The organism is Pseudomonas botevensis (assembly GCF_019145475.1).
In the GTDB taxonomy this organism is placed as follows: domain Bacteria; phylum Pseudomonadota; class Gammaproteobacteria; order Pseudomonadales; family Pseudomonadaceae; genus Aquipseudomonas; species Aquipseudomonas botevensis.
The window spans coordinates 62,475-75,125 of record NZ_JAHTKI010000013.1 but is presented as its reverse complement, the minus strand read 5'-3'; the positions used below and the strand labels follow the sequence as shown (position 1 = coordinate 75,125).

Sequence of the window (12,651 nt, the reverse complement as noted above, 5' to 3'; positions counted from 1 at the left end):
TCAGTGCCTCCCCAGCAATTCGGCGGCAGCCATGGCGCAGCTTCTGCCCGCGCCGGTGCCGGCGCGGCCGTGCAGTTCGAACCAGTCGCTCGCCAGGCCGCAGCCGCAACTCGCGCCGGGGTGCAGGGTGGCGAGGTCGCTCATGACCACCGCGTGGGCCGGACTGGATGAAATGTACGGCGAGACGAAACCCAGCAAACCGGGCTCCCCGTAAGGCTGGACAGTGAAATCCGCCGGATGGCGCACGAAGACCCTGGCGTACACCGGCACATGAAAATGGTGCCGGGCGCATTCGACGTAGGGCACCGCATGTTCGACGGCACCGTAACCATCCCGGCATCTGGAAAGCTCGACGCCCAGTTGCCGGTGGATCTGTGCATACAGGTGTTGTTTGGGAATTTCATCGGCGGTCCGGGTTTTCCAGCCGCCGCCGAAAAATGCCAGGGATTGCTCGGGCAGGCGCAGATCGGCGACGCCGGTGGCCTGCATGTGTTGCAGCACCTGCCAAAGGAACGCCGGGAAACCGAAGATCCGCACGGGCAGGCCTTCCTCGGCAAACGCCTGCAAGGCCTCGACCACGCCGAACGGGTCGAACTGATGGCCGTCGCCGGTATTGCGCAGCGCGTAGACCACGCGATTGGCCGGGGCGAACCGGCACAGGAACTGATCGGTGTAGGACGTGCCGAGGCTGATCCGGCCCTGAGGCTCGTAGCTCAGCAGCAGGTAATTGCACGGCGTGTCCGGCGTGTTCCAGCGGTAATGATTGAAGATTTGCCCGACCATGAATTGCGCGGCGCCGAGGCTGCGCTCGTCGTAGCGCATGCGGCTTTTCTGGCCGCTGGTGCCGGAGGAGGTCAGCTCCATGGCGCCTTCGCCGCTGGAACTGAGCAACAGGTGTTGTTTGAAGAAATTGGCGAATATGGGCGGCAGTTGCGACCAGTCGTCGAGATGCTGCAGATCGTTGGGATCGAGGCCGTTGGCGCGCAGCCAGTCAGCGTAGCCAGGCGTCTGGTCGCAGTGAAAGCGGCTGATTTCGGCCATGGCCCGGTCGAACAGACCTGGCGGAACGGCCTCCGGGCAATAAGGGTGCGGCAAGGCGCAGAGCGCGTCGCTGTGGGGTAAAGGGGTCATCCGAAATTCCTTTTCGGTGTGGGTGGAGGGAGGAGCGCTGTTGTGGCGCCGCGCAGGAAACGGTAGAGCGAGGGCAGGGCCAGCAGGCCGGCGAGGGCCGCCCACAGGGCGAAGGATTCAAGCTGCGAGCCACCGCCAATGGCGGCGATTAAAGAACCACCGGCGCCCATCACCGTGATTGAAATCATGCCGATGGCCGCCGACACCAGGCCCTTGCTGTCATCGCTGGAAAACAGCGCCAGGCGATACAGCGCGGCGTTGCTGATGCCCAGTCCCAGCGCGTACAGCGACAGAGCGCCGATCAGCACGCCGAGGGAGGCGCCCAGCACGGCGGCGCCCATCAGGGTCAGAAGGCCCAGGCAGTAAGGCCAGAGCGCCAGATGGATCAGGCGCGGCAGATCGTGGCTCAGCAAGAGCCGGTCGAGGATCAGGTTGCCGCCGATCACCGCCGAGAACACCGGGATCTGCCACAAGCCGTATTCCAGCGTGGACAGGCCCAGCAGTTGAATCAGCAGCAGCGGGGCGACACCGATCCAGGCAATCAGCGGCAGGCTCATCAACCCCAGAGCGAGGCTGGCGCCGAGGAACCTGCGATTGCCCAGAAGCGCCCGATAACGGCGCAGGATATGCCGCCAGGAGAACGCAATCGGCGCCTGCACCTGACCGTCGCGGCGCAGGACACCGACGGTTTCCGGCATGCACGCGTACAGCGCCAGCCAGACGAGCGCCGCGCTCACGGCCAGGGCCACGAACAGTTGCCGCCAGCTCAGCCACTCCAGCAGCAGGCTGCCCAGTAACGGGCCGAGCAGGGGCGACAGCAGGGCCACGTTACCGAGCAGTGCCATCAGCCGCACCGCATCGGCCTCGCAGAACACTTCCTGCACGGCCGGATAACTCACCGCCACCACGTAGCCCAGGCCCATGCCCTGTATCAGTCGCAGCAGGTTGAACGCTTCGATACTGGTGCTGGCGGAGGCTGCGGCGCAGGCGATGCCAAACAGCGCACAACCGCTCAACAGCAACGGTCGCCGGCCGAACCGATCCGCCAGCGGGCCGATCAGCCATTGCAGGCAGACGCCGCCGACCAGATACAGACTCAAGGCGTTGGGCACGTGACGCGGATCGGCGTTGAATTCGCCGGTCACCGCGAGCATGGCCGGCATCACCATATCGCTGGCCATGTAAGTCAGAAGTTCGAAACCGGCAATTGCCAGGCAGAAACCGATAACCTGAACGGGTTGTATCGCTATCAATGTTCTGTGCATACACATCCTTGTTTCGTATGGATAAAAGATGCACAGAGACTAATTAAACTCGCCAGACCGCACCAAACGGTTTGCCGCGACATTAAGTGTCAAAGACTTACAGCATATTTAAAGTCTGGTGATATCGCCGATAAGTGAACTTTGCATGAGCTTCGCGAGTTTCGCGTGAGCCAACAAAAATGCCCGCGAGAGGCGGGCATTGTTTCAGTGGGATCGAATCCGTTGTGGCGACTGTTTATTCCATGGGTGAACGGGTGACGTAAAAAGTCATGCTATCGATGATAGTAACCGGGGCCTTCCTGATAGTAGCGATGGTGATCGCCATGCCAGCCGCCGTGGGGGAAGATAATGCAGCCGCTCAGGGTCAGCAGCGCCAGAACAGGAATCAGCCAGGTGATTCGACGTAACATTTCAAAATCCTCAAGGTTAACGCCGCATGGAGCCAAAGCTCTCCAGCGGCTGTAACATGAGACTCCGTTTGCCGCACCGCATCCCCGAGAAAAGGTATGCGCATGGCATGAAAGTCGATACAAACCGGATACATTTCCAACGTTCCAGGAACCTGCAATGACTCAGTCGCAACGCTTGAAATACTCGATTCTGATCGCCCTCGTGGTGCTGGCAATCATGCTCGGTCTGTCCTGGCTGCAAAACCAGGGCATGCTCAGCGAGAAGATGTTCCAGTACATCGCCATCGGTGTGGCGGTGGTCGTGGTGGTGATCAACGGAGTGATGCGCCGCAAGGTCAAGCCCTGACGGCGATCATCGGGGCTTCAGTCGCTGTTGAGGACCGCCGCAGCCTGTGGATGCAGGCTGTAGCTCTTGTCGGCGTTGAAGGTGATCACACCTTCGGCGCACAGACGTTTCAGTACCTCGCGCACACTGAGAAATGACAGCGGGATATCCAGGTCGAGCAACTGGCTGTGGACGCCGCGCACACCGAGGCGGCGGTCGTTTTCAGCGGCGACCAGCAGGGCGTCGATGACTTTCAGGCGGATCAGGCTGGTCCGCAGGCCGAAACTCTTGAGCAGCAGTCGAATGCGTTCGTTGCCGTGACGCTCGACACGTTGTCCGAAATCGCTCACGCGCGAACCCATAGGTGCTCCATTTGGCGTCTGGCTACCGTCCGTTGGTAGTTGCGAGTTGTACATGTGGGGTCTCCTTTCAGAGCCTGCTCGGGGAAAATTTTGGGTGCTCTCTCTGTAAAAGACGAATCAGCCCGACAAATCATGAAGGGCGAAATGTAGAAAATTTGTCGCCAATTCGTCGTTTCTCCGTAATCACGGGGCCAGACCGGTGTCCGGCCGGTTAAATTTTTTTCCTCCGCTTCGTTTCCTGAACAGGCTCATTGCGCGTGGACGCGTGTGGGTGTTTCCCCGGAGCGGACTTGTCGCGCCTTTACCGTCCAGGCACGGCGCGACCTCCGCTCTTCGGCATTTCGATCAGGAGCGAGCGTGATTATTTCCAGGCAATTAACCGGACTGGCCCTTGCCGGTATGTTTCTCGGACTGAGTCTGTCCGCCCATGCGTTGAGTCCCGCCGCACAGACCGGCGCCGATATCCGCCGGACAGCTTTTGGCGTGCCGCACATTCGCGCGCAGGACGAGCGTGGTCTGGGCTTCGGCATCGGTTATGCCTACGCGCAGGACAATCTGTGCCTGCTGGCCAACGAGATCGTCACGGTCAACGGCGAACGTTCGCGTTACTTCGGGCCTGAGCAGTTCACCGTCGAAGAACGCGAGAACCGCGTCAGCGATCTGTTCTTCACCTGGCTCAACACCCCGCAAGCGGTGAGCGAGTTCTGGCAGGCTCAACCCGTGGAAGTGCGTGAACTGGTGCAGGGTTATGCCGCCGGTTACAACCAGTACCTCGCCGAGCGTCGGCAGCAGGGGCTGCCGCAGCAATGCCAGGGCGAATGGGTGCGCGATATCGCTGCCGAAGACCTGGTGAAGCTGACGCGTCGTCTGCTGGTCGAGGGCGGCGTCGGTCAGTTCGCCGAAGCTCTGGCGGGCGCTACACCGCCGCAGGCGACCGCCCGCATCGACGCCGATGACCGTGCCTATCAACTGGCCTCCACGCGCCTGCAACGCTTCGCCCTGGACCGGGGCAGCAACGCCGTGGCCGTGGGCAGTGAGCGCTCGTTCAACGGGCGCGGCATGCTGCTCGCCAACCCGCATTTTCCGTGGGTCGGCGGCATGCGTTTCTATCAGATGCACCTGACCATCCCCGGCAAGCTCGATGTGATGGGTGCCGCATTGCCCGGCCTGCCGATGATCAATATCGGCTTCAATCAGCACCTGGCCTGGACCCACACGGTCGACTCGTCCAAGCACTTCACCCTGTATCGCCTGCAACTCGATCCGAAGGACCCGACGCGCTATCTGCTCGACGGCAAGTCGCTGCCGATGAGCAAGCAAACCGTGACCGTGCAAGTGAAGCAGGCCGACGGGCAAGTGGTGCCGGTGTCCCGTGACATCTACAGCTCGCAGTTCGGCCCGATCGTGCAGTGGCCGGGCAAGCTCGACTGGGATCACCAGTACGCCTTCAGCCTGCGCGACGCCAACCTGGACAACGACCGCGTGCTCAAGCAGTGGTATGCGATGAACCGCGCGGCGAATCTTCAAGAGTTGCAGGATTCCGTCCACAAGATCCAGGGCATCCCGTGGGTCAACACCCTGGCGGTGGATGACAAGGGCCAGACGCTGTACATGAACCTCTCGGTGGTGCCGAACGTCAGCGCTGAAAAACTGGGCCAGTGCAGCGATCCGCGTGCCGGCCTGCAAATGATCGTACTCGACGGTTCCAACAGTGCCTGCGCCTGGGACATCGACCCGCAAGCGGCGCAGAAGGGCATCTACGCCTCCAGTCAGTTGCCGCAACTGTTGCGCAAGGATTTCGTTCAGCACTCCAACGACTCGGCGTGGCTGGCCAACCCGGCGCAACCGCTCACCGGTTTCTCGCCGCTGATCAGCCAGGACGGCCAACCGCTGGGGCTGCGCGCGCGGTTCGCCCTGAGCCGACTGGCAACGCCGGGCAAGGCCGGCACGCTGGCGGTGAAAGATCTGCAACAGATGGTCATGGACGATCAGGTGTATCTGGCGGGCCAGGTCATGCCGGACCTGTTGAAGTTCTGCGCCGCTGACCTGGGCGCCGATGCGACCGCACTCAAACCGGTCTGCGCCAGTCTGAAGGGCTGGGACGGCCGGGCGAATCTGGATTCCGGCGTCGGGCTGGTGCATTTCCAGAACATCATGCAGGCCTTGCAGGAGTCGCCGGACGTGTGGCGCGTGGCGTTCGATCCCAAGGATGCGCAACACACCCCGCGCGGCCTTGCCATCGAACAGGCGGCTGTGGCGAAGGCTGTGCGTGAAGCGATGCTGGCATCGGCGCAGATGACCGCGAAGATGGGCCTGCAACCGGATATGCGCTGGGGCGATGTCCAGGTGGTCAGCAGCGGCGGGCAGCAGACGCCGATTCACGGCGGGCCGGGTACGCTGGGGATCTACAACGCGATCCAGAGCGTGCCACGTGAAGACGGCAGGCTTGAAGTGGTCAGCGGCACCAGCTATCTGCAAGTGGTGACCTTCGACGACAAGGGACCGCATGCCCAAGGACTGCTGGCGTTCTCGCTGTCCAGCGATCCGGCGTCGAAGTACTCGCGGGACCAGACCGAAGCGTTCTCGAAGAAGCAGTGGAGCGTGCTGCCGTTCACCGAGCAACAGATCAAGGCGGATCCGCAGTATCAGTTGCAGAGTGTTCGTGAGTCGGCGGAGAAGGTGGGGAAAGTGGCGGCGAAATAAGGTGTTTGGCCTCCGTGCCGCAAAGGCCGGGGGCTGTTTTCCGGGAGAGGGGTGACGATTGGAGCGTAGCCCCTCACCCTGGCCGTTTCCCTCCGGGAGCGGGCTGGGCGGGCGGCGTTCCGATGAGTGGGGACGTCTGCGCGGTTTTCAGATCCGCGCAGATTCAATGCCACAGGTTGGCGACTCTCAGTTTTTTGGCGAATGCTGCGGCAGCGGGTTGATGACCGGGTTGCCGTCGCTGTTGCGCGTCAGGTAGATCGGCAAGACCTTGGGCAGTGAGCCGATCAGGCCATTGAGCTGCTTGATGTTGTAGACACCGCCGATCCGGATCGAGCCGCTGCTGTTGTCGGCGAGCATCAAGGGCTTGTCGAGGTAGCGGTTGATCAGCGGCAGCGCCTCGCTCAGTGGCAGGTCGTTCAGCACCAGTTTGCCGTTGAGCCACGCCAGGGAGGTGTCGTTGGCATAGGTCTGGCTGATCTGCGGCATGTAATCGCCGTGCTTGTAGCGCGCCTGCATCGACGGGCCGAGGCGCAGACCGTCGCCGTTCAATGCGGTGTTGCTGGTGACCAGCACCGAGCCTTCGACCAGGTTGACCCGTACCTGATCTTCATACATCCACACGTTGAACCGGGTGCCGGTCACGCGGATCCGGCCTTCGCCTGCGCGCACGATGAACGGATGATTGCTGTCATGGCTGACTTCGAAGAACGCCTCGCCCTTGTTCAGGGTGACCCGGCGCTCGTTCTTGTAGTTGGTGAAGGTCAGGTCGGTGTTCAGGTTCAGTTCGACCTGACTGCCATCGGCCAGGTTGATCTGGCGGACATTGTCCGACGCCGCGAAGTGCTGATAGCTGTTGGGCAGCCAGCCGAGGCTCCAGCCGGTATACGCCGCCAAGGGCAGCGCCAGCGCGCAGACGCCGGCTGCCACGGCGTACTGGCGCCAGGTGCGGGCAGGCTTGAGCGGCACCGGCGTGGCCACCGGTTCGGGGCGCGGCAGATGCTCGGCGACTTCCCAGATTTCCAGCATGGCTTCGTATTCGAATGCGTGCAGCGGATGCGCCGCGTGCCATTGCTCGAACTCACGGCGCTCCTCGGCTGTGCAGTCGACGGCATGCAGACGCATGCACCAATGCGCGGCGGCATCGGTGATTGCATCGTATTCGGCTTCCGAAAGGGTTTCTTGGGTCATTGACTCGTCCTGATTTCGCGCATTCTACCCTTGACGGCAAGGTGCCGAGAACAACCGTCATGGCAATTACCCATCAAAGTTGGAACTTATTTTTCACGCAAGCGCCCAAAAACCAGGACGTCCTTTGCACACTATCCACAAATGGAGTGAAAAAATGATCAAAACAACCTTTGCCGCGCTGATTGCTGCTGTCGGTCTGCTGAGTGCCGGTGCCGCGCTGGCCGATCGTCCGGGAGCCGGGTGGATCACGATCGAGAAAGCGATCGAAACCGTCAAGACCAAGGCCGGTTACGTCGAGGTCTATGAAATCGAAGCCGACAACAACGGGTACTGGAAGGGCGAAGGGCGCAAGGCCGATGGCGTCGTCTATGAATTCCGCATCGATGGCGCCTCGGGCAATGTGTTGCGGGACCAGAAGGACTGATCCCGCTGTCCGCTCAACGAATAAACAGCGCAGGTCATTGACCTGCGTTTTTTTTTGCGGCGGATTCAGGGAGACGGCACCGGGTCCAGTTGCCTGCCCATGCCGCAGATCAGAAAGGCCAGCGAATCGGCGTTGCGCAAAATCACGTTGATTCGCGCATCGGGACTGTTCTGATCGTAAAACGCCTGACGCGCTTCCTTGAGGGTCGGTTTGCCGGTGAGTTCGAGAATGGTCTTGGCCACACTGGATAACGCGCTGATGTTGTCGACGCTGAGCCAGGTCTTGAGCGGCTCGTTCCAGATGCAGAACAAGGCTTCACGGGGCGTGGCAAGCGACAGGGCCTGGCGTTGATATCGTTGCTGACTCTCCTTCTGGGCCAAACCGTAGCCGGTGACCGTCGAGATGAGATCGGTAAACGGTCGCCGCGCCTCCATCGAGGCAATGTCCAGGGCCTTGCTGAACTGGTGGGCAAACTCATGAATCAGCGTGGCGGCCTGGGCATGGCTGTCGACGTCCAGCGGATCGGTCAGGCCTGACTTGTACCAGTCCAGTTGCTGATCGAAGAACTTCTCGGTGAAGTGCACCTTTTTCTTCGCATCGCCGTCGAGTACGAACGCGATCACGTCGGAGTAGAACTTGTTCGAGCCGACGACGAAACGATCGCTGTTCAGCCAATCTTCAGTCGGGTCGACCAAGGCCTTGCAGATCGGAATGATCGACTTCTTGAGCTTGTCCAGCAGGCCGATACCGATCTGCGGAACATCGAAAACGCCCTTGATCAACGTGTGCAACCGGGTGCCGGACAATTCGTGGTTGAACACCGCCAGATTGTGCAGGCAGTTGAACGCGTAAAAGCGTGCCAGATCCAGGGCGCGCATCAGCATCCGGGCCTTGTGCGGGTGTTTGTTGCGGATCTCGTCCATGCCCTCGGCTTCGATGTTGAAGATTTCCCGACGCTCGCGTTCGGTGGTGTAGCGGTCGTACATTTTCGAGATGGCCTTGCCGTACTGGACAATGTGTCGAGCCGGATTCAGCACTTGGTTGCCGGCGCTGTTGACCAATATCGGGCCGCGCAGGTCATCGTGCGCCATTTGCCAGTCGGAACCGTTCTTGACCACCTGATAAACCTTGCCGGCGACGGCGGCATAGGTGCGGTTGCTGAACGAGTGGCTGTAAGTGCCGTCCTTGCGCGCAAGCGTCAGATCCTTCAGCGCCACGGCGCTGGTTTCGAACGGCTGCAAGCGGGTGCGCAGCGAGGAGGTCGGGCGAATGCGCGACCAGCCGGGCACCTCGATCTTTTGCGCCGCGCCTTCAACGAAGGATTCGATGGCCGACACTTCCGGTTCCAGCGGCAGAAACGCGACCTGAACCATCTGCGCGGCGCCGTCGACAAAGTTTTTCAGTGCGCGCATCCAGTGATGGTCTTGCAGGGCTTGGGCCGAGCCCTTGAACTTTTCATAGGCTTGCCAGAGCAGAGGGATATAGGACAGTTTGCCCGGCAGCGGTCCGGGCACCTGCCTGATGGCCTTGGCCACCAGGGTTTTCGCCGTTTCCCAGTCGGATTGAGCATTGCGTTGCGCCTGGCAGCCGAGCATGTGCTTGAGCAGGCGGGTGTTGTCCTCGAACAGTTGCTCCAGTGCGTTGCCGTCGATGGGCTGCCCGGACAGGCTGATTTCGCTGACCTGCCCGCGGCTGGACTGGAGCAGGTTGCGAAATCCGGCCTGTTCCGCGTCCGGCAGACGCCGCAGCAGCAGATCCTGCAATTCACCCGGGGTGTTGAAGGCGGCGATCAGCGCCGCTTCATTTTCAAATTCCCGAAACAGCGGCCCGCCGTACAGCGTGAGCAGCGTCTGCGCTGCGTTGTGCCCGGCGCATTCGATCAGGTACAGACCCTGAGCGGTGACCGCGCTGGAGCCGGTTGTCTTGACCAGAGAGAGCGGCGAGATCGTCCCGTGGGCACCTTGCACCGTCGCCCGGGCGATGCCGTCCGGCATGTCGAATATTTGCAGGAGGCAGTCGAAAGCGCTGGCGGACAGTTGCTGTTGCAACTGCAGGGCGTGGGCGTGTTGCAGCAGTTGCCAGGGTAGCTGGCGGATAAAACGCTGTTTGCGCGCACGGCCCTCGGCATCGTTGGCCGTCAGCGCGTCCGTCACTTTTGCGCTGTAGGTGCTGGCGATCGCCAGGGACGACAGCAATTGGCGAACGGCCGTCTGATCCAGGTTGTCCGGCAAGGCCTTGCCGGTATTGGAGGTCACCTTGAACCCGGTGCCCTGGGCGACGTTGACGTGATCCTGAGCAAATTCGACCAGATTGCGGGCCGGGCCGGCCAGTGCCAGGTTCGGCGTGATTTCTATTTGTCTCGGATCAAGATCGCTCCCCGGGAATCGGCTGTCGAGCAGGGCTTTCAGGGTCTCGGCGACGTAGCTGTCGAGCGGGGTGACGCCGTCCAGATAGTCCTTGCTGTCTGGAACGCTGTGACGCCACTGCTCCAGCAACTCGACATGCAACCGCTGTGCTTCCGGCGACGCCATGCTCAGCCACGCGGGCAGGGTCTGCTGTTGGCTGATGGCCTGGGCATGCGCCTTCGCCCGTTGCAGGTTGCTGATGATCGGCGTTTTGAGCTGCGTGAGCAGGGCCGGACCTTGTCGGGCCGGCTCGGTGATCCGCGTGCGCAGTTGATCGCAGCGATCCATGAAGTGGTCGATCCCCGACTGCGCGCAGTGATACAGCACGTTGTCCGGAATCAGGTTCAACGGCCCGAGCGTATAGCGCTGGTGGAAGTGTTGCCGGGTGGGCGCAAGGTTCTCCACCAGCGTCAGGCGCTGAACGCTGTCGAGCAGCCGCCGGTCCAGCACTTTGCGCAGCGTTGCCACATTGCCGAACAGCTCCAGCCCAAGGGCCGGTGTCCACAGGACGGCGCGTCCCGAGTGAGCGGTATCGAGTCCGCCACGCTCGGTGATCAGCACGCAACCGGCCAGCGGCAACAGACGTCTGTCGCCAGGCGCGGTCACGGTGAGCGAGTAGGCATCGGGGCGGAAGCCGTTGAGTGCCAGGCGTTCCTCGCGCGACGGCCGGTCGGCGTCGAACACCGTTTCGACCATGGCCTTCGCCGCTTTCGGCAGGCTGCCATTGAGCGCCCTGAGCCGGGCTTCGCCCCTGATGCCGACAAACAGCGCGTGGGCCAGTTGGCTCTTCATGGCGTCCAGGTGGCGACGTTGTTCGACGGAGGGGGCGAGGGGCTGGACGCTGAAGTCCTGGCTGATCGGCCATTCGATGCTGTTGAACGTCTTCACCGCCGCCATGGCCGTATCCGCGAGGACAATGGATGGTTGCTGGCTCCCGGACAGGGCCGGGCTGGTGCTCCAGCGCCCGCCGACATTCAGGGGCATGAGCCGTTCATGAATCATCGAGCGGATGTCCAGCGCCTTGTCGAACAGCGCATGCAGTTCGACGGCGCCATCGCTGTGCCGGAACACCTGCAAGGCGTATTCGACGTTCTGCCGCTGCTTGGCGAGAATCGCCTCGAACAGGGTGTTGAACACATTGCCCGCGAGCCTCGCGCCGGATACCTGGGGCTGGTCGAAGCCGAGAAACCGGTTGCGTTCGTCCAGGCCCAGCAGCGCATACAATTCGTCCTCGTGGCCGGGGGCGAGGAACTTGGCTTGCAGGGTGGTCTTGAGATCGGCGTAATCCTTGAGCATTTGCAGCCCCTGGGACGGCGTGTACAGGCAGGCAAACGTGCCGCTGACCATCAGTGAACCGGCCAGCTCGATGAAATTGGGCCGGTATTCCCACAAGCGCACGGTTTCGAGCACCAGAGCGGGGTTTGCCTCGCTGTCCGGTCGAAGGCGTTTGACCAGGGTTTGGAACTGTTGCGCGTCGAGCACCCGGGCATCGCGCTTGAGCATCAGTTCGGTGCGAGCCTGGTCTTCGAGCATCTGGCGAAACAGCGTGCAACGCGGCGAGCCGTCGACAGAGGGCGCATGCCAATATTCATCGAGTTGCCGGAACAGCAGGATCGGCAGCTTGCTCGATGCCGTGACGACAGCCTCTTCCCAGCGCAGGCGATCCGCAGGTGTCGAGGTGTGGCCGGAGTTGGAGAATTCGCGGGGGCGGTGATCCGGCCAGGACTGGTGGCGGTAATGGATCAGCACCGCTTCGGTCAGGCTCGTGGCGTCGCTTGTGGTCGTCGGTTGGCCCTTGTCGGCCGCGTGGAATGTCACTCGCGTTCCACTCTGTCGAACGTTGCCGAACGCCGGTTCGAGCAGTTCATCCAGGGCGCTCTCGAGCATGTTGCCCAGCGATGGCAACTGCCTGAGTTCGTCGCACAGGGTCTGGGCATTGAGCTGCAACGCGGTCAGCAGCGAGGTGCTGCGTTCAATGGTTTCGAAACTCAGTGAAATGCCGCCGGCATCCAGCAGCCGCTTGCGCTGCACCAGGGAAAAAAACGCCAACAGATCATCCGCTTCCTCAGCCTTGTTCAGACGCTCTTCGAGTGTTTCCTGCAGGGCGGCGCGATCGCTGAATTTTTCCAGGCCGGCAAACGGGGTGTAGAGGATTTCGCCGTTGTCGTCGGGGGTGGCGCCGAGCACGAAGCTGCCGGGCAGTTGCACCGGGATTTCCTTGTCGGCGGTCAGCAGGATACGTTCGGCCCGCATCGGTGGTGTCTGCTGACTACGCAGGGTATCGCTGGCGAGCCTGGCATGGGCCAGCCAGCGGAAGTCCTTTTCCGTCAGGTCATGGAGTGTGCCCAGCGCTTTCCACAGACCGGGTGCGTCGAAGGCTTCGGGAAACAGCAGCGGTTTTTCAGGGGCGGACATCGTCGAGCCTCGCAGGGCGATGA

Annotated in this window: 9 protein-coding genes; 3 read left to right on the top strand and 6 right to left on the bottom strand. The window is 61.9% G+C overall.

The annotated features are described in order from the left end of the window. The 3 genes from KVQ74_RS17770 to KVQ74_RS17760 all read right to left on the bottom strand — a co-directional run bounded on the left by KVQ74_RS17770 (nucleotide 1) and on the right by KVQ74_RS17760 (nucleotide 2,806). The gene (locus KVQ74_RS17770) at nucleotides 1-1,131 is read right to left on the bottom strand and encodes a LuxE/PaaK family acyltransferase (RefSeq protein ID WP_217832480.1); all 1,131 of its coding nucleotides are present in this window, start codon (nucleotides 1,129-1,131) and stop codon (nucleotides 1-3) included. Then, the gene (locus KVQ74_RS17765) at nucleotides 1,128-2,396 is read right to left on the bottom strand and encodes an MFS transporter (RefSeq protein ID WP_217832479.1); all 1,269 of its coding nucleotides are present in this window, start codon (nucleotides 2,394-2,396) and stop codon (nucleotides 1,128-1,130) included. The genes KVQ74_RS17770 and KVQ74_RS17765 overlap by 4 nt, the downstream gene beginning before the upstream one ends. Nucleotides 2,397-2,668: 272 nt before the next feature. Then, nucleotides 2,669-2,806 (bottom strand): hypothetical protein, encoded by a 138-nt coding sequence (locus KVQ74_RS17760; RefSeq protein ID WP_217832478.1) that lies wholly within the window; start codon nucleotides 2,804-2,806, stop codon nucleotides 2,669-2,671. A gap of 157 nt (nucleotides 2,807-2,963) precedes the next feature. Here KVQ74_RS17760 and KVQ74_RS17755 point away from each other — a divergent pair, with 157 nt between their 5' ends. After that, complete coding sequence (locus KVQ74_RS17755) at nucleotides 2,964-3,152, top strand: hypothetical protein (RefSeq protein WP_217832477.1); 189 nt, start codon at nucleotides 2,964-2,966, stop codon at nucleotides 3,150-3,152. Between the two features lie 17 nt (nucleotides 3,153-3,169). Here KVQ74_RS17755 and KVQ74_RS17750 read toward each other — a convergent pair whose 3' ends face one another. Further along, a complete protein-coding gene (locus tag KVQ74_RS17750) occupies nucleotides 3,170-3,547 on the bottom strand; it encodes a fe2+ zn2+ uptake regulation protein (RefSeq protein ID WP_217832476.1) in 378 nt (125 codons plus the stop codon). A 303-nt stretch (nucleotides 3,548-3,850) separates the two neighbouring features. On the opposite strand from KVQ74_RS17750, the gene pvdQ reads away from it, so the two are divergent. Further along, complete coding sequence (gene pvdQ, locus KVQ74_RS17745) at nucleotides 3,851-6,196, top strand: bifunctional acylase PvdQ (RefSeq protein ID WP_217832475.1); 2,346 nt, start codon at nucleotides 3,851-3,853, stop codon at nucleotides 6,194-6,196. A 186-nt stretch (nucleotides 6,197-6,382) separates the two neighbouring features. On the opposite strand, the gene KVQ74_RS17740 is transcribed toward pvdQ, so the two are convergent. Continuing rightward, on the bottom strand, nucleotides 6,383-7,384 hold the full coding sequence (locus tag KVQ74_RS17740; RefSeq protein WP_217832474.1) for a FecR family protein: 1,002 nt from the start codon (nucleotides 7,382-7,384) through the stop codon (nucleotides 6,383-6,385). A 154-nt stretch (nucleotides 7,385-7,538) separates the two neighbouring features. Here KVQ74_RS17740 and KVQ74_RS17735 point away from each other — a divergent pair, with 154 nt between their 5' ends. Continuing rightward, nucleotides 7,539-7,808, top strand: coding sequence for a PepSY domain-containing protein (locus tag KVQ74_RS17735; protein ID WP_217832473.1), 270 nt, complete (start codon nucleotides 7,539-7,541; stop codon nucleotides 7,806-7,808). A 65-nt stretch (nucleotides 7,809-7,873) separates the two neighbouring features. Here KVQ74_RS17735 and KVQ74_RS17730 read toward each other — a convergent pair whose 3' ends face one another. Then, a complete protein-coding gene (locus KVQ74_RS17730; RefSeq protein ID WP_217832472.1) occupies nucleotides 7,874-12,628 on the bottom strand; it encodes a dermonecrotic toxin domain-containing protein in 4,755 nt (1,584 codons plus the stop codon). Between the last annotated feature and the right edge of the window lie 23 nt (nucleotides 12,629-12,651).